The 18934-nt window shown below is 67.8% G+C and carries 15 protein-coding genes; 9 read left to right on the forward strand and 6 right to left on the reverse strand.

Annotated elements, in window-relative coordinates; genetic code table 11:
* Positions 1–42: 42 nt before the first annotated feature.
* The gene (locus ASF16_RS15090) at positions 43–3699 is read left to right on the forward strand and encodes a hydantoinase B/oxoprolinase family protein (protein WP_056168561.1); all 3657 of its coding nucleotides are present in this window, start codon (positions 43–45) and stop codon (positions 3697–3699) included.
* Positions 3700–3786: 87 nt separating this feature from the next.
* Here ASF16_RS15090 and ASF16_RS15095 read toward each other — a convergent pair whose 3' ends face one another.
* Positions 3787–5487 (reverse strand): electron transfer flavoprotein-ubiquinone oxidoreductase, encoded by a 1701-nt coding sequence (locus ASF16_RS15095; RefSeq protein ID WP_056168563.1) that lies wholly within the window; start codon positions 5485–5487, stop codon positions 3787–3789.
* 139 nt (positions 5488–5626) lie between these two features.
* On the opposite strand from ASF16_RS15095, the gene ASF16_RS15100 reads away from it, so the two are divergent.
* On the forward strand, positions 5627–6409 hold the full coding sequence (locus ASF16_RS15100; protein WP_056168565.1) for an SDR family oxidoreductase: 783 nt from the start codon (positions 5627–5629) through the stop codon (positions 6407–6409).
* A gap of 141 nt (positions 6410–6550) precedes the next feature.
* Entirely contained in the window at positions 6551–6973 is a 423-nt protein-coding gene (locus tag ASF16_RS15105; RefSeq protein ID WP_056168568.1) for a thioesterase family protein, read from the forward strand.
* Positions 6974–7072: 99 nt separating this feature from the next.
* Here ASF16_RS15105 and garD read toward each other — a convergent pair whose 3' ends face one another.
* The 3 genes from garD to ASF16_RS15120 all read right to left on the reverse strand — a co-directional run bounded on the left by garD (position 7073) and on the right by ASF16_RS15120 (position 10992).
* Positions 7073–8650 (reverse strand): galactarate dehydratase, encoded by a 1578-nt coding sequence (gene garD / locus ASF16_RS15110; protein WP_369817155.1) that lies wholly within the window; start codon positions 8648–8650, stop codon positions 7073–7075.
* A 104-nt stretch (positions 8651–8754) separates the two neighbouring features.
* Positions 8755–9918 carry a mandelate racemase/muconate lactonizing enzyme family protein gene (locus tag ASF16_RS15115; protein ID WP_056169320.1) on the reverse strand — a complete coding sequence of 388 codons (1164 nt, stop codon included), beginning with the start codon at positions 9916–9918 and terminating at the stop codon, positions 8755–8757.
* Between the two features lie 114 nt (positions 9919–10032).
* On the reverse strand, positions 10033–10992 hold the full coding sequence (locus tag ASF16_RS15120; RefSeq protein ID WP_056168572.1) for a tripartite tricarboxylate transporter substrate binding protein: 960 nt from the start codon (positions 10990–10992) through the stop codon (positions 10033–10035).
* 431 nt (positions 10993–11423) lie between these two features.
* Between ASF16_RS15120 and ASF16_RS15125 the strand changes: the two genes are divergently transcribed.
* Positions 11424–12434 (forward strand): LacI family DNA-binding transcriptional regulator, encoded by a 1011-nt coding sequence (locus ASF16_RS15125; RefSeq protein WP_056168575.1) that lies wholly within the window; start codon positions 11424–11426, stop codon positions 12432–12434.
* Positions 12435–12489: 55 nt separating this feature from the next.
* Here the strand turns inward: ASF16_RS15125 and ASF16_RS15130 are convergent, their stop codons facing one another.
* Complete coding sequence (locus ASF16_RS15130) at positions 12490–13068, reverse strand: peroxidase-related enzyme (RefSeq protein ID WP_056169324.1); 579 nt, start codon at positions 13066–13068, stop codon at positions 12490–12492.
* A 175-nt stretch (positions 13069–13243) separates the two neighbouring features.
* Entirely contained in the window at positions 13244–14059 is an 816-nt protein-coding gene (locus tag ASF16_RS15135; RefSeq protein ID WP_056168578.1) for an IclR family transcriptional regulator, read from the reverse strand.
* A gap of 134 nt (positions 14060–14193) precedes the next feature.
* On the opposite strand from ASF16_RS15135, the gene ASF16_RS15140 reads away from it, so the two are divergent.
* The 5 genes from ASF16_RS15140 to ASF16_RS15160 all read left to right on the forward strand — a co-directional run bounded on the left by ASF16_RS15140 (position 14194) and on the right by ASF16_RS15160 (position 18927).
* Positions 14194–15201 (forward strand): tripartite tricarboxylate transporter substrate binding protein, encoded by a 1008-nt coding sequence (locus ASF16_RS15140; RefSeq protein WP_056168581.1) that lies wholly within the window; start codon positions 14194–14196, stop codon positions 15199–15201.
* Between the two features lie 51 nt (positions 15202–15252).
* Positions 15253–16194, forward strand: a complete 942-nt coding sequence (locus ASF16_RS15145) for an amidohydrolase (RefSeq protein WP_056168583.1) — start codon at positions 15253–15255, stop codon at positions 16192–16194.
* A gap of 19 nt (positions 16195–16213) precedes the next feature.
* The gene (locus ASF16_RS15150) at positions 16214–17233 is read left to right on the forward strand and encodes a tripartite tricarboxylate transporter substrate binding protein (protein ID WP_156372080.1); all 1020 of its coding nucleotides are present in this window, start codon (positions 16214–16216) and stop codon (positions 17231–17233) included.
* A gap of 66 nt (positions 17234–17299) precedes the next feature.
* Positions 17300–17986 (forward strand): diguanylate cyclase, encoded by a 687-nt coding sequence (locus ASF16_RS15155; RefSeq protein WP_056168586.1) that lies wholly within the window; start codon positions 17300–17302, stop codon positions 17984–17986.
* Positions 17983–18927, forward strand: coding sequence for an NAD(P)-dependent oxidoreductase (locus ASF16_RS15160; RefSeq protein ID WP_056168589.1), 945 nt, complete (start codon positions 17983–17985; stop codon positions 18925–18927). Before ASF16_RS15155 ends, ASF16_RS15160 begins: the two co-directional genes overlap by 4 nt.
* Positions 18928–18934: the final 7 nt, after the last annotated feature.

Consider the following 18934-nt stretch of genomic DNA (forward strand, 5'->3'; position numbering starts at 1 on the left):
CATTCCGTTTTTCCCTTTCTCAACTGTCGGAACCATCACACCATGAATAGCCTGACACCCCCCACACACACGCCCCGCTGGCAGTTCTGGATCGACCGGGGCGGCACTTTCACCGACATCGTGGCCAAGCGGCCCGATGGCTCGCTCACCACCCACAAGCTGCTGTCCGAGAACCCCGAGCAGTACAAGGACGCCGCGGTGGCGGGCATACGCCACCTGCTGGGGCTCAAGCCCGGCGAGCCGGTGACGCCCGCCCAGGTCGAGTGCGTGAAGATGGGCACCACCGTGGCCACCAATGCACTGCTGGAGCGCAAGGGCGAGCCCACGCTGCTGGTCACCACGCGCGGCTTTCGCGATGCGCTGCGCATTGCGTACCAGAACCGTCCGCGCCTGTTCGACCGCCATATCCAGTTGCCCGAGCTGCTCTACACCGAGGTGATCGAGGCCCGCGAACGCATGGGTGCGCACGGCAGCGTGATGCTGCCCCTGGACGAGCCCACGCTGCGCGGCGATTTGCTGGCAGCCTACGCGCGCGGCCTGCGCAGCGTGGCCATCGTGTTCATGCACGGCTACCGCTACGCGCAGCATGAAAAGGCGGCGCAGCGCATCGCGCGGTCGGTCGGGTTCACGCAGATCAGCACATCGCACGAAACCAGCCCCATGATGAAGTTCGTGAGCCGCGGCGACACCACGGTGGTGGATGCATACCTCTCGCCCATCCTGCGCCGCTACGTGGACCAGGTGGCCAGCGAGATGCCGGGCGTCAAGCTGTTCTTCATGCAGTCGTCCGGTGGCCTCACCGATGCGGGCACCTTCCAGGGCAAGGACGCCATACTGTCCGGCCCGGCCGGCGGCATCGTGGGCATGGCGCGCACGGCAGGACTGGCGGGGCATGAGAAGGTCATCGGCTTCGACATGGGCGGCACGTCCACCGACGTGAGCCACTACGCCGGTGCGTTCGAGCGCGAGTTTGAAACCCATGTGGCCGGCGTGCGCATGCGCGCACCCATGATGAGCATCCATACGGTGGCAGCCGGCGGCGGGTCGGTGCTGGCGTACGACGGATCGCGGTTCCGGGTGGGCCCGGAGAGCGCGGGTGCCAACCCCGGCCCCGTCAGCTACCGCCGCGGCGGCCCGCTGGCCGTGACGGACGCGAACGTGATGGTCGGCAAGGTGCAGCCACGCTACTTCCCCAGCGTGTTCGGCCCGGCCGCCAACGAGACGCTGGATGCCGACGCGGTGCGCGCACGTTTTCAGGACATCGCCACGCAGACCCAGCGCAAGCCCGAGGAAGTCGCCGAAGGCTTCATCCAGATCGCCGTGCAGCAGATGGCCAACGCGATCAAGAAGATCAGCGTGGCGCGCGGCTACGACGTCACGCGCTACACGCTGCAGTGCTTTGGCGGCGCGGGCGGCCAGCATGCCTGCCTGGTGGCCGATGCGCTGGGCATGACGCGGGTGTTCGTACATCCGCTGGCGGGCGTGCTCAGCGCCTACGGCATGGGCCTGGCGGACCAGAACGTGATCCGAGAGCAGGCGGTGGAGATGCCGCTGGCCACCGAAGTGCTGCCCCTGATTGCCGAGCGCCTGGACGCACTGGGCTCTGCCGCCCAGGCCGAGCTGGAGCGCCAGCAGGTCAGCGCCAACCCAGTGCAGGTGCGCCACAACGTGCATGTGCGCTACGAGGGCACCGACTCCGCGCTCATCGTGCCGTTTGGCGACATGGCGGCCATCCAGTCCGCCTTCGAGGCGGCGTACCGCCAGCGCTTCGCCTTCCTGATGGTGGGCAAGGGCCTGGTGGTGGAGGCCGTGTCGGTCGAGGCGGTGATCGCCGGCGATGCACCGGCAGAGCCACGCTTGCCGCTGCACCCCCACCGCAAGCACCCGCTGCGCGAAACGGTGAAGATGTATTCGGGCAGCGAGTGGCATGACGCAGCCCTGGTGGTGCGCGAGGACCTGCACCCCGGCGACGTGGTCCCGGGCCCCGCGATCATTGCCGAGAAGAACACCACCACCGTGGTGGAGCCCGGCTGGTCGGCGCGCCTGACCGACCTGGACCACCTGGTGCTGGACCGCGTGACCGCGCGCAAGGTCCAGTACGCCGCCGGCACCACGGTGGACCCGGTGCTGCTGGAGGTGTTCAACAACCTGTTCATGAACATCGCCGAGCAGATGGGCCTGCAGCTGCAGAACACGGCCTATTCGGTGAACATCAAGGAGCGCCTGGACTTCAGCTGCGCGTTGTTCGATGCTGCCGGCAACCTCATTGCCAACGCGCCGCACATGCCGGTGCACCTGGGTTCGATGGGCGAGAGCATCAAGACCGTGATCCGCGAGAACACCGGCAAGATGCACCCGGGCGATGTGTTCATGCTCAACGACCCCTACCACGGCGGCACCCATCTGCCCGATGTGACGGTGATCACACCGGTCTACGTGGCCGCGGGCGCAGAGCCCACGTTCTACGTCGGCAGCCGGGGCCACCATGCGGACATTGGCGGCACCACGCCGGGCTCCATGCCGCCGTTTTCGACGCGCATCGACGAGGAGGGCGTGCAGATCAACAACGTGAAGCTGGTGGACCGCGGCATCTTCCTGGAAGAGGAGGTGCGCACGCTGCTGGCCACGGGCGGCGGCACCACCCAGTACCCCAGCCGCAACCCCCAGCAGAACCTGGCCGACCTGCGCGCGCAGATCGCGGCCAACGAGAAGGGCGTGCAGGAGCTGTCGAAAATGGTGGACCAGTTCAGCCTGGAGGTCGTGCAGGCCTACATGGGCCATGTGCAGGACAACGCCGAAGAGTCGGTGCGCCGCGTGATCACGCAGCTCAAGGACGGGCAGTTCACCCTGCCGCTCGACAACGGCGCGCAGATCAGCGTGTCGGTCAAGGTCAACGTGGCCGAGCGCAGCGCGGTGATCGACTTTGCGGGCACCAGCGCGCAGCAGACCAACAACTTCAACGCGCCGCGTGCGGTGTGCATGGCCGCGGTGCTGTACGTGTTCCGCACGCTGGTGGACGACGATATTCCGCTCAACGCCGGGTGCTTGAAGCCCTTGCAGGTCATCATCCCGCAGGGCTCCATGCTCAACCCCAACCCGCCGGCCTCGGTGGTGGCGGGCAATGTGGAGACCTCCACCTGCATCACCAATGCGCTGTTCGGCGCCCTGGGCGTGATGGCGGGCAGCCAGCCCACGATGAACAACTTCACCTTCGGCAACGCGCAGTACCAGTACTACGAAACCATCGCGGGCGGCAGCGGTGCGGGTGCGGTGTTCGATGCATCAGGCCGCGCGGTGCGCGGGTTCGACGGCACCAGCGTGGTCCAGACCCACATGACCAACTCGCGCCTCACGGACCCCGAGGTGCTGGAGTTCCGCTTCCCGGTGGTGCTCGACAGCTACGAGATCCAGCGTGGGTCAGGCGGCGCCGGGCGCTGGGCCGGTGGTGACGGCGGCGTGCGGCGCGTGCGCTTTCTGGAGGCCATGACGGCCAGCATCCTGTCCAACGGGCGGCTCAACCCCGCCTTCGGCATGGCGGGCGGCCAGCCGGGCCGCGCAGGCGCCAACCGGGTGCTGCGCGCGAACGGCCAGGTCGAGGAGCTGGGCCACATCGGCGCCGCGCAGATGCAGCCGGGCGATGTGTTCGAGATCTCCACCCCGGGCGGTGGCGGGTTCGGCGAATGCGTGGCCGCTGAGTGAACCGGGCCTGCGGGCCCGCGCCATGAAAAAGGGCCTGCATGGCAGGCCCTTTGATCTGGGTGGCTGGCGGCGTATCGCCAGCGCGGGTCACATGCCCGAGTAGTTCGGGCCGCCGCCGCCTTCGGGCGTCACCCACACGATGTTCTGCGTCGGGTCCTTGATGTCGCAGGTCTTGCAGTGCACGCAGTTCTGCGCGTTGATCTGCAGGCGCTGCGCGTCGCCGCCCTTGGCCACATCGGGCACGAACTCGTACACACCCGCCGGGCAGTAGCGCGCCTCGGGGCCGGCGTAATTGGCCAAGTTGATGTTGACTGGCACGCTCGCGTCCTTGAGCGTCAGGTGGGCCGGCTGGTTCTCTTCGTGGTTGGTGTTGCTGATGAACACGCTGCTGAGGCGGTCGAACGTGAGCTTGCCATCGGGCTTGGGGTAGACGATGGGCTTGCACTCGGCCGCGGGCTTGAGGTAGGCGTGGTCGGGCTTGTCGCGGTGCAGCGTCCAGGGCATGCGGCCGCGCAGTATCAGCTGCTCGAAGCCGTTCATCACCGTGGCCGTGGTCAGGCCGTACTTGAACCAGTTCTTGAAGTTGCGGTCCTTGTTCAGCTCGGTGTAGAGCCAGCTTTCCTCGAAAGCCTTGGGGTAGGCCTTGAGTTCGTCGTGCTGGCGGCCGGCCACAACGGCGTCGTACGCAGCCTCGGCGGCCAGCATGCCGGTCTTGATGGCGGCGTGGCTGCCCTTGATGCGGCCCACGTTCAGGTAGCCTGCGTTGCAGCCCACGAGTGCGCCGCCCGGGAAGATGGTCTTGGGCAGGGCGTTGATGCCGCTGGCGTTGATGGCGCGCGCGCCGTAGGACAGGCGCTTGGCCGTGATCTCGCCTTTTTCGTTCTCGAAGTAGTAGCGGACGTTGGGGTGGGTTTTCCAGCGCTGGAATTCCTCGAACGGGCTGAGGTAGGGGTTCTTGTAGCCCAGGCCGGTCACGAAGCCGAGCGCAACCTTGTTGTCGTCCAGGTGGTACAGGAATGCGCCGCCGTAGGTGTCGTTCTCCATCGGCCAGCCGGCGGTGTGCATCACGAAGCCGGGCTGGTGCTTCTTGGGGTCGATCTCCCACAGCTCCTTCACGCCCAGGCCGAAGCTTTGCGGGTCGCGCCCTTCGGACAGGTGAAAGCGCTCGATCAGCTGGCGGCCCAGGTGGCCGCGCGCGCCTTCGGCGAACACGGTGTACTTGCCCAGCAGTTCCATGCCCAGCTGGAAGTTCTCGGTGGGCTCGCCGTCCTTGCCCACGCCCATGTTGCCAGTGGCCACGCCCTTGACCGAACCATTCTCGTTGTAGAGCACTTCGGCGGCGGCAAAGCCGGGGAAGATCTCCACGCCCAGGGCCTCGGCCTGCTCGGCCATCCATTTGGTCACGTCGCCCAGGCGCACGATGTAGTTGCCGTGGTTCTGTGCGAAGGGGGGCAGAAAAACATTGGGCACGCGCAGGCCCGATTTTTCCGACAGGAAGATGTAGGCGTCGTCGGTAACGGGCTGCTTGAGGGGTGCGCCGCGCTTTTTCCAGTCGGGGATCAGCTCGGTCAGTGCCTTGGGGTCCATGATGGCGCCCGACAGAATGTGCGCGCCGGGCTCGGAGCCTTTTTCCAGCACCACCACCGAGACATCCTGGCCCTTTTCGGCAGCCAGCTGCTTCAGGCGGATCGCGGTGGCCAGGCCGCCAGGGCCGCCGCCAACGACCACCACGTCGTATTCCATCGATTCACGGGGACCATACTGGGCGATGATTTCTTCGTTTGTCATGGGCTTCTCGTCGGGCGTTTGATAATGGATATTTTGAACAGAACAGGATGCAATGCCCTGTCTGGCTGGCGACTGATTGTATTCATGGAATAGCGACAATCGAACGACCGTTCTATTTTGTTGAGTGGAGAGACTCTAAATGGCTTACAGCATCGACTTGTCCGGCCGGGTGGCCTTCATCACGGGCGCCTCCAGCGGCCTGGGCGCACAGTTTGCCCGCACGCTGGCCCGCGCCGGCGCCGGGGTGGTGCTGGCCAGCCGCCGGGTGGAAAAGCTCAAGGAGCTGCGCGCGCGCATCGAAGGCGAGGGCGGTGACGCCCACGTGATCGAGCTCGACGTAACTGACCACGACTCCATCAAGTCCGCCGTGGCGCACGCCGAGACCGAAATGGGCTCCATCGACATCCTGGTCAACAACTCGGGCGTGAGCACCACGCAGCGCCTGCAGGACGTGACGCCCGAAGACTACGACTTCATCTTCGACACCAACGTGAAGGGTGCGTTCTTCGTGGCGCAGGAGGTCGGCAAGCGCATGCTGGCCCGCTCGCGCGGTGCGGCGCCGGGCAGCTTCACGGGTGGGCGCATCATCAACATCGCCTCGATGGCGGGCCTCAAGGTGCTGCCGCAGATCGGCGCCTACTGCATGAGCAAGGCCGCCGTGGTGCAGATGACCCGCGCCATGGCCATGGAATGGGGCAAGTTCGGCATCAACACCAACGCGATCTGCCCCGGCTACATCGACACCGAGATCAACCACCACCACTGGGACACCGAGCAGGGCAAGAAGCTCATTGCCATGCTCCCCCGCAAACGCGTGGGCAGCCCGCAGGACCTGGATGCCTTGCTGGTCATGCTGGCCAGCGACCAGAGCCATTTCATCAACGGCGCCGTCATCGCCGCCGACGACGGCTTCGCTGTATAGAAAAGCCCCCCTGAGGCGCTGCGCGCCATCCCCCGAGGGGGACGCCACCGGTGGCCTGGCGGAGCCAGTTCCACGGTGGCACTGGCCTTGGGGGCGCGCCAGCTGCAGAGCGCTGGGCGGTACCACCAAACTGGACTATCGATGAAGATTGAAATTCCTGAAGCCAAGAAGCTGGTCTACGAGATGCGTTTTCCCGTGCGCTGGGGCGACATGGATGCGATGGGCCATGTCAACAACACGGTGTACTTCAGGTACCTGGAGACGGCGCGCATCGACTGGCTGGTGTCGGTGGGCTGCAACCCCGACCCGCAGGGCCAGGGGCCGGTCATCGTCAATGCGTTCTGCAACTTCTACCGGCAGCTGGAGTACCCGGCCGATGTGCTGCTCAAGCTCTACGTGAGCGACCCGGGCCGCACCACGTTCGAGACCTGGGGCACCATGGAGCGCGTGGACCAGCCGGGCGTGGTGTGCGCGGCAGGCGGCGCCACCACCATCTGGGTGGACTTTCCGCGGCAGAAGGCCACGGACCTGCCCGACTGGATGCGGGCGCTCGTCAGTGCCTGATGGGGTATTGAAAATTCAAGCGAAATAGTGCTCTACCGCTCACTGGTAAAGCGCTAGCAGCTATTGAAATAGTAGCATTCCGCTGGGGCTCAGCTCAGCTCAAGTCACCGGCGCCGGGTTGAACAGCACCAGCGCATTGCGCAGCTTCCAGTGTTCGGCCCAGGTCTTCTTGCGGCCGCTGGCCACCTCCAGCATGAGGTGGAACATCTCCCAGCCCACGTCTTCGATGGTCTTCTCGCCGGTGGCGATGGTGCCGGCGTTGACGTCCATCAGGTCGTGCCAGCGGCGTGCCAGGTCGTCGCGCGTGGCGACCTTGATGACGGGCACCTCGGCCAGGCCGTAGGGCGTGCCGCGACCGGTGGTGAAGACGTGCAGGTTCATGCCGGCTGCCACCTGTAGCGTGCCGCAGATGAAGTCGCTGGCGGGCGTGGCGGCGTAGATCAGGCCCTTTTGTTGGAGCTTCTCGCCCGGGGAGATCACGCCGGTGATGGGCGAGCTGCCGCTCTTGACGATGGAGCCCATGGCCTTTTCCACGATGTTGGACAGGCCGCCCTTCTTGTTGCCCGGCGTGGTGTTGGCGCTGCGGTCCACCCGACCGCGCTGCAGGTAGGCGTCGTACCAGGCCATCTCGCGGATCATGGCCTCGGCCACCTCGGGGGTGGAGGCGCGCGCGGTCAGCTGGTCGATGCCGTCGCGCACCTCGGTCACTTCGCTGAACATCACGGTGGCGCCCGCACGCACCAGCAGGTCGGTGCAAAAGCCCACGGCCGGGTTGGCGGTGACGCCGCTGAAGGCATCGCTGCCGCCGCACTGCACGCCCACGACGAGTTCGCTGGCGGGCACGGGTTCGCGGCGGCGCTGGTTCAGGCGCTGCAGATGCCGTTCGGCCTGGCGCATCACCGAATCGACCATGGACATGAAGCCCACATGCGCCTCGTCCTGCAGGCAGACCACGTCCAGCGGGGTGTCTGCCTGCGTGCGTTCGTCCACCAGCGGGATGGAGCCGGGAGGGAGCAGGCGCTCGGGTTGCAGCTTCTCGCAGCCCAGGCTCACCACCATCACCTCGCCGCCGAAGTTGGGGTTCAGGCTGATGTTGCGCAGCGTGCGGATGGGGATCACGGCGTCGGGCGCGTCGATGGCCACGCCGCAGCCGTAGGTGTGGGCCAGGGCGACCACGTCGTTCACGTTCGGGTACTTCGGCAGCAGCTCGGCCTTGATGCGCTGCACCGCGAACTCGGTCACGCCGGCCACGCACTGCACGGTCTCGGTGATGGCCAGGATGTTGCGTGTGCCCACCGAGCCGTCTGCGTTGCGGTAGCCCTCGAAGGTGTAGCCCGTGAGCGGCGGTAGTGCAGCCGGCTTCACGGTGGCGATGGGCAGGCCTTCGAGCGAGCGCGCATCGGGCATGTCCAGCAGCTTTTCATGCACCCAGCTGCCGGCCGGGATGGCGCGGATGGCATAGCCGATGGGCACGTTGTAGCGCCGCACCACGCCGCCTTGGGCGATGTCCTGGAGCGCCACCTTGTGCGCCTGGGGCACGGCATCCACCAGCGTCACGCCCGCAGGCAGGGTGGTGCCTGCCGGCAGGCCACCGTCGTTGGCGACGATCGCGACATTGTCGGCCTCGTGCATCTGGATGCAAAGCGGGGGGCGCGAGGTCATGGTTCTGGCGTTCATGGTGCTGGCTCCTGGGCACGCAGGGCGTGCCGTGGGTTTGACGCGCTGGCGGGTTGTGGTGGTTGCGGGATGAGGTAGTGGGGTAGGCAACGCAGGGTGAGCCGTCAGGCCCGCTGGCCCACCTCGATGGATTCGCGGGTCCAGGCGCGGGCCTGCTCCGTGAGCGAAAGGCCCAGACCTGGGCGGGTGGGCACCAGCATGCGGCCGTCTTTCAGTTCCAGGCGTTCGTTGAACAGAGGCTCCAGCCAGTCGAAATGCTCGACCCAGGGCTCGCTGGGGTACACGGCGCCCAGGTGCACGTGCAGCTCCATCGCGAAGTGCGGGGCCAGCATCACGTTGGCCATTTCGGCCTGCGCCGCGACCTTGAGGAAGGGCGTGATGCCGCCCAGGCGCGGGCCGTCGGGCATGAGGAAGTCGGCGCTGCGGTGGCGGATCAGCTCGCCATGCTCGGCGGCGCTGGTCAGCATCTCGCCGGTGGCGATGGGGGTGTCGAACTGCGCGGCCAGCGCGGCGTGGCCTTCATAGTCGTAGGCGTCCAGCGGCTCCTCGATCCAGATCAGGTTGTACTGCTCGAAGATGCGGCACATGCGCTGGGCGGTGGGGCGGTCCCACTGCTGGTTGGCGTCGACCATGATGGGCGTGGCGTCGCCCAGGTGTTCGCGCATGGCCTGCACCCGCTGGATGTCCAGCGCGCAGTCGGGCTGGCCCACCTTGAGCTTGATGCCGCCGATGCCACGGTCCAGCGAGGCCCGGGCGTTCACCTTGAGCTGGTCGAGCGGCGTGTGCAGGAAGCCGCCCGAGGTGTTGTAGCACCGCACGGACTCGCGCTGCGAGCCCAGCAGCTTGGACAGCGACAGGTGAGCGCGGCGGGCCTTCAGGTCCCACAGCGCCACGTCGAACGCGCCGATGGCCTGCACGCCCATGCCACTGCGGCCCACCGAGGCGCCCGCCCAGCACAGCTTGGTCCACAGGCGCGCGATGTCGTTCGTGTCTTCGCCGATGAGCGCGGGAGCGATCTCCCTGGCATGCGCGAACTGGCCGGGGCCGCCTGCGCGCTTGGAGTAGCTCAGGCCCAGCCCACGGTGGCCGTCGCGGGTCTCGATCTCGGCGAACAGCATCGCGATCTCGGTCATGGGCTTTTGGCGGCCGGTCAGCACCTTGGCGTCGCTGATGGGGTTGGCCAGCGGCAGGTAGCACGACGAGAGGCGGATCCAGGCGATGCTGTCGGGGCTCAGCGGGGTGTTGTCGGCGGATGAGAGGGCAGTCATGGCGTTCAAGCGGGGGGCGACGAAAGGACGAAAGGCAAAAAAAGGGCTGGGAGCAGGGCGATGCGTGCAAGGGAAACCCGCGGCGGCCTGCGCGGGTTTCCCGGTGGCCAGAGGTCAGTCGATGGTGATCTTTCCGGCCTGGATCACGGTCTTCCAGCGGTCGTATTCCTTGCGCTGGAAGGCGGCGAATTCTTCCGGCGTGTTGGCCACCATCTCGAACCCGATGGAGACGAATTGCTCCTTCACCTTGGGGTCGTTCAGCGCTTCCACGAACGCGGCATGGGCCTTCTGGCGCACGGCAGGCGGCAGGCCCTTGGGCGCGACGATGGCTTGCCAGGATGCGACTTCGACGTTCTTCACGCCTGCTTCGGCCAGCGTGGGCAGATCCGGCAGCACGGGCGAGCGCTGGGGGCTGGTCACGGCCAGTGCGCGCATCTTGCCGCCCTTGATGTACTGGATCACGGCGTTGATGTTCTGGAACGACGCGTCCACCTGGCCGCCGATCAGGTCGGTGTGCGCGGGAGCGCCGCCCTTGTAGGGGATGTGCACGCCCTGGGTGCCCGTCTGCTGCCAGAACAGCTCGGCCGTGAGGTGGTCGCTGGAGCCATTGCCGGCGGACGCGAAGCTCATCTTGTTGGGGTTGGCCTTGAGGTGCGCGATCACGTCGGCCACGCTCTTGTGGGGCGAGTTGGCGGGCACCACCAGCACGTTGGGCGAGGCCACGGCCACGGTGATGAAGTCGAAGTCCTTGGTGGGGTCGTAGGGCAGGCTCTTGAGCAGGTGCGGCACGATGACCAGCGGGCCGAGCGACGTGACCAGGAAGGTGTAGCCGTCCGCCGGGGCCCGCTGCACGAAGGTGGCGCCGATCGTGCCCGTGGCGCCGGCGCGGTTGTCGACCGTGAAGGGCTGCTTGAGCTTTTCGGTCAGGCGCGGGCTGACGGCACGTGCGACCTGGTCTGTGGAGCCGCCGGGAGGAAAGGGCACCACCAGCGTGACGGCCTTGTCAGGCCAGGCCAGGGCCGAGGTGCTCAACGTCGCCATGGCCAGCGCGGCGGTGATCCAAAGTTTCTTCATGCTTGTCTCCTTGATGGTTGAATGACATCGTTGTCATTTTTGGACGAATGCCAGCATCTGTTTTATTTCTGTCGCCATGAACTCTGTTTTTTTGTTGGCCGGATAAATGATATCGTTGTCATTTCAAAAGTCAATGCGGGGTGATCTGCTGCATGTTTCGCTGGGTACGGCGCCAAGGGCACCTGCTGGGCGCGGCCATCGGGTGGTGGTTAGCAGGCGCTCCTCGCAGCCTTTGCGCAGGCGGGCACCGGGGTGGGGCCGCTGCGCTATCTGCTAACGTCGCGCATGGCGGGTCGCGCTGCGGCTTGTGCGTTGCAGCGCATGGCCGCCAGCGCCCACTGCACTGGCCGTGGCCCCCTCCGGCCGCTTCTCGCACCGACATCCGCTTGTCCGCACCTTCCGCTCTTTCCGCAGTCTCCGCCGTACCCTTCATGAACCTGCCATCGCCCCGCAAGCCCGCCACCCTGCACGACGTCGCCCAGGCGGCCGGCGTCTCGCCCATCACGGCGTCGCGTGCGCTGGGGAACCCCGGCATCGTGTCGGAGAAGACGCGGGCGCGCGTGCAGCAGGCGGTGGAGGCCACGGGCTACATCCCCAATCTGCTGGCCGGCGGGCTCAAGTCCAAGCGCAGCCGCATGGTGGCGGGGATCGTGCCGGCGCTGTCGGTGTCGCAGTTTTTGCCCACGGTGCAGTCGCTCACGGCCGCGCTGGCGGAAGAGGGCTACCAACTCCTGCTGGGCCAGACGTTCTACGACGCGCAGCGCGAGATCGATGTGCTCAACGCCATGGTCAGCCGGCAGCCGGACGGCATCGTGATGATGGGCCTGGTGCAGTCCGAAGCCGCGCGCGACCGCTTGCGCAAAGCGGGCGTGCCGGTGGTGGAGACCTGGGACATCAGCGACCGGCCGGTGGACATGGTGATCGGGTTTTCGCACCTCAAGGTCGGCAGTGCGCTGGCGGGGTACTTCCTGTCGCGGGGCTACCAGCGCGTGGGCATCGCCACTGGCGGCGACCAGCGCGCGATGGAGCGGCGCGAGGGTTTTCTGGCCGCCTGGGGCCGCGACGTACCCACGGCCGTGGTGCCTGCGCCCAGCACGCTGCAACTGGGCCGCAGGGCGCTGTGCGAGCTGCTCGCCCGTGAGCCCGGCCTGCAGGCGGTGGTGTGCAGCTCGGACATGCTGGCCCACGGCATTCTGGTGGAGGCGCAGGCGCGCGGTCTGCGCGTGCCGCAGGACCTGGCGATCTCCGGCTTTGGCAATGCGGACTTCAGCGCGCACATGGTGCCGCCCATCACCACCGTGCACGTGGACGGGCCCGAGATCGGCCGCCTGGCAGCGCAGCTCATCATGGACCGCTGCCGCGGCGTGCAACCGCAGCGCTCGACGTTCGACCTGGGGTTCGAGCTGATCGAGCGGGCCTCCACCGCAGCCGTGCCGGGCTGACGCCGCGGCCGGATCGGCCACGTTGTAAGGGCCCCCGGGCTTGCCGGGGCCGCACCTACTTGTTCTTCTCGCGCGGCAGGCGGCCCATCAGATAGAACTCGGGGTTGGGCTGCATGCCGGCAAAGCTGGCCATGCGGTTCGACAGCCCGAAGAACGCGGTGATGGCCGCGATGTCCCAGATGTCCTCGTCGTCGAAGCCGTGCGGGTGCAGAGCCTCGAAGTCGGCGTCCTCGATCTCGTGCGAGCGCTGGCAGACCTTCATCGCAAAGTCCAGCATGGCGCGCTCGCGCGGGCTGATGTCGGCCTTGCGGTGGTTGACCGCCACCTGGTCCGCAATGAGCGGCTTTTTCTCGTAGATGCGCAGGATGGCGCCGTGGGCCACCACGCAGTACAGGCATTGGTTGGCAGCGCTGGTGGTGGTGACGATCATCTCGCGCTCGCCCTTGGTCAGGCTGCCTTCTTCCTTGAGCATGAGCGCATCGTGGTAGGCAAAGAACGCGCGCCACTCGGCAGGGCGGCGGGCAAACGCCAGGAACACGCTGGGGATGAAGCCAGCCTTTTCCTGCACTTCCACGATGCGTGCGCGGATGTCGTCGGGCAGGGTGTTCAGGTCAGGGAAGGGATAGCGGCTCACGAAGGTCTCCTTGGCAGTGTTGTGTGTCGTGGATGCCAGTATCTGCGATGCATGCGTCGCGCACGCCCCCCGAAACTGGCGCTGGCCATGCCAGTGCACCCGTGGATCCGGCTCCGCCGGTCCACCGGGGGCGTCCCCCTTGGGGGAAGACGCCGCCAGGCGGCTCAGGGGGAGCTCAAGGATGCCAGTGCGTGGCCCGCACCGGGCTTTGCGCGGGCGCTGCCGTGTTGCCTGCCAGCGCATACGACAGCTGCGTCGCCGCGGCAATCACCGTATGGGCCAGCGCTTCGAGCTTTTCAGCGGGCAGGCGCGATGCGGGGCCTGAGATGCACACGGACCCCATCAGGCGCCAGTGCATGCCGAACACCGGCGCCGACACCGTGGCCACGCCTTGCTCGCGTTCGCCGATGGACCAGTGGTAGCCCTTCTTGCGAATGTCTTCATACGCCTTGCCCGGCTCGCCCGAGAACGCCAGGATCACGCGGCCCGGGGAGCCTTTGTCCAGCGGCAGCCCTTCGCCCATGCGGGCGTGGTGGCGCAGTGCCTGCGGGCCCTCCACGCGCACCAGGCAGGTCCGCACCTGGCCTTCGCGCACGTAGAAGGCCGCGCTTTCGCCCGTGGCGTGGGTCAGTTCGCGCAGCGCGGGCTCCAGCACGTTCTGCACGTCAAAGCCCGCCTGGTAGCGCGCGCCCAGCCAGCCCGCGGCCGGGCCCAGGCGCCAGTCGCCGTCTTCGCGCTGCACCATGAAGCCCGACTGCGCCAGCGTGCGCGCCAGGCGCAGCACCGTGGTCTTGTGCAGGCCGCAGCGGCGGCTCAGCTCGGCCAGCGGCAGGCTGGATTCGCCCAGGGCAAAGGCTTCGAGCACCTGCAGTGCGCGTGTGACGGCGATCACGCCGCCGGCCGCGTCGGGCTGCGGGGCCGGGGCAGGTGCCGAGGAGGGCGGCAATGGCGGTGGCGCGAGGAGAGAAGACTTGATGGACTTGTTGCTCATGGCGCTATACGTTTCACTGTGTGCAACTGCATTGTATGGGTTGAAACGTCTGCGTAAAGTCGCAGCCACGGCGCCGGGCCGTCGCAGGTTCTGCAGACCGGCGTGACGAACCACCATAAAACGGAGACAAATCCATGCCAGCTTTTCCCTCGCTTTCGCGTGCTGTCGGCGCGCACCTGTGCGCAGCCCTGATGGGCCTTGCCGCAACCGCCGTGCCCATGGGTGCCGCCCAGGCCCAGGCCGCGTACCCCAACAAGCCCATCCGCCTCATCGTCCCGTTCCCACCCGGTGGCGGCACCGACATGATCGCGCGCACCGTGGCGCAAAAGCTCACGGACCAGAACAAGTGGAACGTGATCGTGGACAACCGCCCCGGCGCGGGCGGCAACCTGGGCGTGGACGCCGCGGCCAAGTCCGCTCCTGACGGCTACACGCTGGTCATGGGCCAGACCAGCAATCTGGCGATCAACCCCACGCTGTACCCCAAGCTGCCCTACGACGCCATCAAGGACCTGGTGCCCGTGGCACTGGTGTCGTCGTCGCCCATCGTGATCGCCGCGCCGGCCAATTCGCCGTACAAGACCTTCGCCGACGTGGTGGCAGCGTCGAAGGGCAAGCCCGATGCGCTCACCCTGGGCTACTCGGGCAACGGCACGGTGGCCCACCTGGCCGGCGAGCTGGCCGAGAACGCGGCGGGCATCAAGCTGCGCCACATCCCCTACAAGGGCGCGGCCCAGGCCATGACGGACCTGGTGGGCGGGCAGATCGATCTGTACATGTCGTCCGTGCCCACGCTGCTGGGCCAGGTGCGCAACGGCAAGCTCAAGGTGCTGGCCATCACGTCGGCCAAGCGCTCGTCGCAATTGCCCGATGTGCCCACGCTGGCCGAGTCGGGCTACAAGGGCTTCGAGGCCGTGACCTGGTTCGGCATCCTGGCGCCGGCCGGTACGCCCGCGCCCATCGTGGCGCAGCTGAACAAGGCGATCAACCAGGCGCTGCAGCACGCCGAAGTGGCCGACAAGCTGCGCTCCGAAGGCGGCGACATCCTGGGCGGAACGGCCGATCAGTTTGGCCAGCTGCTGCGCACCGAAGTGCCGCGCTGGGGCAAGATCGTCAAGGACTCGGGCGCCAGCCTGGACTGACCGGCAGCACCGCCACAGCGACCGCTTCACGCCCCCCCAAGAGTCCGCGCCATGCACCGCGACAGCCTTGTCACGCCTGTGCGTACCGCCCATGCCGTGCGGTTTTCAGCCGGCACCGCCGCGCCGCGCACCCTGGTGCCGGCCGGTGCCTGCGACTGCCACGTGCATGTGTACGACAGCCGCTTTCCAGCAGCGCCGCAGGCCAAACTTCTGCCGCCTGATGCGTCGGCGCTGGACTATGCCGTGTTGCAGCAGCGCATCGGCACCACGCGGGTGGTGCTGGTCACGCCGTCGACCTACGGCACCGACAACCGCCCGATGCTCGAAGGCCTGGCCGCGCTGGGCGCCATGGGCGTGCCAGCCCGTGGCGTGGCGGTGATCGACGGCACCGAGAGCGATGCAGCGCTGCAGCGCCTGCACGCCGCCGGCGTGCGCGGCGTGCGGCTGAACCTGTCGCTGGGCGTGTCGGGCACGGCGGATTCGCTGCTGCCGCTGGCCCGCCGCATCGCGCCGCTGGGCTGGCACCTGCAACTGCTGATGGCGCCCGATGTGCTGATCGCGCAGGCCGATGTGCTGCGCCAGTTGCCCGTGCCGGTGGTGTTCGACCACTTCGGCCGCATCGCTCCCGCGCAGGCGGGGCGGCACCCCGCCCATGCGCTGCTGCTGGCGCTGCTGCAGTGCGGGCAGGCGTGGGTCAAGCTGTCGGGCGGCTACATCGTGAGCGAACAGCACTCGGTGGAAGACCCCGCGCTCGACACCCTGGCTGCCAGCTACCTGCGCTGCGCGCCCCACCGCGTGGTATGGGGCAGCGACTGGCCGCATGCCACCGCATCGGCCGGCGTGCAGCCCCTGCCCGACGACGCCCGCCAGGTGGACCGGCTGGCCGACTGGGCGCGCGAGGCTGGCGACAGCAGCGCGACGCTGCAGCGCGTGCTGGTGGACAACCCGGCCGCGCTCTACGGCTTCGCGCCGACCATTTCTTCATTGTCTTGATAACCGGGGAGACACCACCGTGACCGAATCCACCACTGACCTTCCATCTGCCGGCCTGTCGCGCCGTGGCGTGCTCGCCGCCGGCGGTGCCGCGCTGCTGGCCCCGTGGCTGGCCGCCCCAGCACGAGCCCAGGGCGACTGGCCCGCCGGCCGCGTCATCACCTGGGTGGTGCCGTACCCCCCAGGCGGCAGCACCGACGTGCTGGGCCGCAACGTGGCGCAGCGCATCGGCGCGGCGCTGTCCACCAACGTGATCGTGGACAACAAGGCCGGCGCCACCGGCACCATCGGCGCGGCCTTCGTCGCCAAGGCGGCGCCCGATGGCACCACGCTGCTGGGTACCTCCATCGGGCCGCAGGCGATCGCGCCGCACCTGATGGGCAAGCTGCCGTACGACCACATCACGGCCTTCGAGCCCGTGGTCATCATCGGCACCATTCCGCACATTTTGGTGGTGGGCACGGACCAGCCGTTCAAGACGGTGGCCGACCTGCTGGCCGCTGCCAAGGCCCAGCCGGGCAAGCTTGCCTTCGCCTCGGGCGGCAACGGCACCATCTTGCAGATGCAGGGCGAGCTGCTGCAGCAGCAGACCGGCGCGCGCTTCATCCACGTGCCCTACAAGGGCGACACCCCGGCGCTGCAGGACACGCTGGCCAGCCAGGTGCAGTTCATGTTCGCGCCCGCGGCCGCCGCGCTGCCGCATGTGCAGGCGGGCAAGCTGCGCGCGCTGGCCGTCACCTCGGCCCAGCGCCTCAAATCCCTGCCGGCCGTGCCCACGATGGCCGAGGTGGGCATGAAGGACTTCGTGGTGGAGCAGTGGCAGGCCGTGTTCGCGCCGGCCAAGACGCCCACTGCGGTCGTGCAGCGCCTGAACCAGGAGATCAACAAGGCCCTGAAGGACCCCGCCGTGGTCGCCCTGGCCGACAAGCTGGGCGTGACGCTGGTGGGCGGCACGCCCCAGCAGCTGGGCGACCTGCAAAAGGCCGACTCCGCCAAGTGGGCCAAGGTCATCAAAGACGGAAACATAAAAGCTGAGTAAGACCGCCTTTGCAGCCGGCATTGTCTGCACGCACCCCTTCTTCATTTTTCAAACGGACAGAACACCATGAGCCAACTCCCCGACATCATCCGTGACATCGAGCGCGTGAGCGCCGACGTCGTGAGCAAAGCCGCGACCTTCCAGGCCGCCATCCTGGCCGACGTGGCGGGCCGCCGCGGCACGATGCACGGCCGCGTGGCGCCGGTGCACCAGGGCATGCAGGTGGCAGGCCCGGCCTTCACCGTGGAAGTGCGCCCCGGCGACAACCTCATGATCCACGCCGCCATTGCGCTGGCCCAGCCCGGCGACGTGCTGGTGATCGACGGCAAGGGCGACCTGACCGCCGCCCTCATGGGCACGCTGATGCTCAGCGCCTGCAAGAAGCGCGGCCTGGCCGGCGTGATCGTGGACGCCGCCATCCGCGACAAGCTGGAGATCCTGGAGCTGGACTTCCCGGTGTTCAGCGCAGGCTTCAACCCCGCCGGGCCCACCAAGTACGTGCCCGGCCGCATCAACCACCCCATCTCTGCCGGCGGCGCAACCGTGAACCCGGGGGACCTGGTGGTGGGCGATGCCGACGGCGTGGTTGTGATCGAGCGCGCCAAGGCCCCCGGCATGATGGCCCTGGCCGACAAGAAGTTGGCCGACGAGGCCGCCCGCATCGAAGCCATCGCCCGTGGCGACACGGCCTCCAAGTGGCTGCCCGCCGCGCTGCGTGCGGCCGGTGTCCTGGCGGAAGGGGAATCGCTGTGAGCACCAACCCCACCATCATCGTCACAGGCGCCGACCTGGCGCAGCAGGCGCTCGGCCTGCTCAGCGGCTACGACATCGTCTACGCCGGCAAGACGCCCACCGAAGACGACATGGTCGCCCTCGCCAAGCAACACGACCCGGTGGCCATCATCGTGCGCTACGGCAAGGTGGGCCCGGCCGTGATGGACGCGGCGCCTTCGCTCAAGGTGATCTCCAAGCACGGCAGCGGCACCGACACCATCGACAAGGTGGCGGCCCAGGCGCGCGGCATCCAGGTGGTGGCCGCCGTGGGCGCCAATGCTGCGGCCGTGGCCGAGCAGGCGCTGGCACTGCTGCTGGCCTGTGCCAAGTCGGTGGTGCAGCTGGATGCGCGCATGCATGCCGGCCATTGGGACAAGGCAACGCACAAGAGCCTGGAGCTCGGCGGCCGCACCGTGGGCCTGGTGGGCCTGGGCGCCATCGGCCTGCGCTTTGCGAAGATGGCCGATGCGTTGGGCATGCGCGTGATCGGCTTCGATCCGTTCGCCAAGAACCTGCCGGACTACGTGCAGAGCGTGAGCCTGGAGACCATCTGGCGCGAGGCGGACGCCGTGTCCCTGCACTGCCCGCTGACCGACGAGAACCGCGGCATGCTGAACGCCGCCACGCTCGCTCAGTGCAAGCGCGGCGTGATCGTGGTGAACACCGCGCGCGGCGGCCTCATCGACGAAGCCGCGCTGCTCGCAGCCGTGCGCTCGGGCCAGGTGATGGCGGCGGGCCTGGACAGTTTTGCGGTGGAGCCCATGGTGGCCGGCCACCCGTTCCAGGGCGAGAAGAATTTCATCCTCAGCCCGCACATCGGCGGCGTGACCAGCGACGCCTACGTGAACATGGGCGTGGGTGCGGCCACGAACCTGCTGGCAGTGCTGGCCCGCGAGACGCCAGCGATGCGTGCCGCGTAGGCATGGC

This window comes from Acidovorax sp. Leaf78, assembly GCF_001422735.1.
Taxonomy (GTDB): Bacteria; Pseudomonadota; Gammaproteobacteria; order Burkholderiales; family Burkholderiaceae_C; genus Acidovorax.

Excerpts from the sequence above, each read along its gene's own strand:
- ASF16_RS15090 (WP_056168561.1), top strand. The coding sequence starts at position 43 with ATGAATAGCCTGACACCCCCCACACACACGCCCCGCTGGCAGTTCTGG.
- ASF16_RS15095 (WP_056168563.1), bottom strand. The coding sequence starts at position 5,487 with ATGACAAACGAAGAAATCATCGCCCAGTATGGTCCCCGTGAATCGATG.
- ASF16_RS15120 (WP_056168572.1), bottom strand. The coding sequence starts at position 10,992 with ATGAAGAAACTTTGGATCACCGCCGCGCTGGCCATGGCGACGTTGAGC.
- garD (WP_369817155.1), bottom strand. The coding sequence starts at position 8,650 with ATGAACGCCAGAACCATGACCTCGCGCCCCCCGCTTTGCATCCAGATG.
- ASF16_RS15145 (WP_056168583.1), top strand. The coding sequence starts at position 15,253 with ATGCACCGCGACAGCCTTGTCACGCCTGTGCGTACCGCCCATGCCGTG.
- ASF16_RS15125 (WP_056168575.1), top strand. The coding sequence starts at position 11,424 with ATGAACCTGCCATCGCCCCGCAAGCCCGCCACCCTGCACGACGTCGCC.
- ASF16_RS15105 (WP_056168568.1), top strand. The coding sequence starts at position 6,551 with ATGAAGATTGAAATTCCTGAAGCCAAGAAGCTGGTCTACGAGATGCGT.
- ASF16_RS15100 (WP_056168565.1), top strand. The coding sequence starts at position 5,627 with ATGGCTTACAGCATCGACTTGTCCGGCCGGGTGGCCTTCATCACGGGC.
- ASF16_RS15115 (WP_056169320.1), bottom strand. The coding sequence starts at position 9,918 with ATGACTGCCCTCTCATCCGCCGACAACACCCCGCTGAGCCCCGACAGC.
- ASF16_RS15155 (WP_056168586.1), top strand. The coding sequence starts at position 17,300 with ATGAGCCAACTCCCCGACATCATCCGTGACATCGAGCGCGTGAGCGCC.
- ASF16_RS15135 (WP_056168578.1), bottom strand. The coding sequence starts at position 14,059 with ATGAGCAACAAGTCCATCAAGTCTTCTCTCCTCGCGCCACCGCCATTG.
- ASF16_RS15140 (WP_056168581.1), top strand. The coding sequence starts at position 14,194 with ATGCCAGCTTTTCCCTCGCTTTCGCGTGCTGTCGGCGCGCACCTGTGC.